The organism is Corynebacterium sp. DNF00584 (assembly GCF_001552965.1).
Classification (GTDB): Bacteria; Actinomycetota; Actinomycetes; order Mycobacteriales; family Mycobacteriaceae; genus Corynebacterium; species Corynebacterium phoceense.
Genome location: NZ_KQ959768.1, coordinates 1 through 1,367 on the forward strand (window position 1 = coordinate 1; position 1,367 = coordinate 1,367).

Here is a 1,367-nt window from a genome sequence, read left to right on the forward strand (position 1 = left end):
CCCACGGTGTCTACTTTCCGGGGGTCGGGCCCGTTGTGTGCTGGTGTGAATTGTTCAACTCTTGTACCCACCCCTGAGAGATCCGCGATGGCCGCCACACTCCGGTATGCAGCCCGTCCGTCTCCGTAAGGGTTAATTGCTTCAGACATGCGCTTGTATTCGGACTCGTTCTCAATGAGTTGCTCTACTTCACCCACGATGACATCTTCATCAGAACCAACGAGGCGGACGGTGCCAGCCTCAATTGCCTCAGGACGCTCGCTATTGTCGCGCATGAGAATGACCGGGATACCCAAAGCCGGTGCTTCTTCCTGAACTCCGCCGGAGTCGGTGATTATTATGCTCGCCCGTCGAAGTAGGCGAGTGAATTGATCGTAGGGTAGGGGTGCAGTCAGAATGACGTTGTTGTTTTCAGCAACCTGGGGTGCGATGCTCTTGCGGATAATTGGGTTAAGGTGAACCGGGAGGATGAAAATGATGTCGGGATAGCTGTTAGCGAGACGCGAAATCGCGCGGCCAATGTGCTCCATTGAATCAATGTTCTCGCGTCGATGGGTGGTCACGACAATGATCTGCTTGTCTGAAGCCGCCACCTTCCCGATGACGGGATCTTCAAAAGTTACGTCCCAGGTGGCGGCTTCGTGGAGAGCATCGATGACCGTGTTCCCAGTGATGACGATGTCATTGCGGTTCACTCCGTCCGCGAGGAGGTTCTCGCGCGCAGATGCTGTAGGAGCGAGATGAAGAGATGCTACGGTAGTAATCAGACGGCGGTTGGCTTCTTCGGGGAAGGGGGAGTCCATGTTGCCAGAGCGCAGACCCGCCTCAAGGTGCACTACGCGGACGCGACGATTGAAGCCCGCGATAGCTGCGGACATGGCTGTGGTAGTGTCTCCTTGGACGACGAGAACATCTGGGGAAATACGTTCCAGCAGTTTGTCGAGGCCCTTGAGGCCGCGAGACATGATGCGGTTGAGTGGCTGATTTTTGTGCATCAAGCTGAGGTCGAAATCAGGCTCAATCCCAAACATGACGTTCACTTGAGTCAGCATTTCCTTGTGCTGACCCGTGGAAACGACGCAAGTTTCGAAACGCTTATCTTTTTTCAGGGCTTTAATCAAGGGGGCGAGCTTGATGGCTTCAGGTCGTGTGCCGTATACGACCATGACTTTTGGCTTTTTCATCCTTGTCCCAGTGATCCTTGCGTAGATGATTTCTGTTTTGACAACTCGCTCAATAATAATCTATTAAGCGACTAGGCAAAAAGTGTTATGTCCATGAGGTTTTTGGACTTGGAGTCCAGCTACTTTGTGGACTCGGAGTCTAGGGACTTGGACCTGACCCCTGTTTGGTGGACACCTGATATC

General features: G+C 53.3%; 1 protein-coding gene. It reads right to left on the minus strand.

Going from position 1 to position 1,367, the window contains the following annotated elements; translation table 11 throughout:
• Nucleotides 1-1,184 (minus strand): non-hydrolyzing UDP-N-acetylglucosamine 2-epimerase (gene wecB / locus HMPREF0307_RS11070; RefSeq protein WP_156435938.1); only part of this gene is annotated, 1,184 nt, incomplete at its 3' end.
• Nucleotides 1,185-1,367 lie beyond the last annotated feature (183 nt).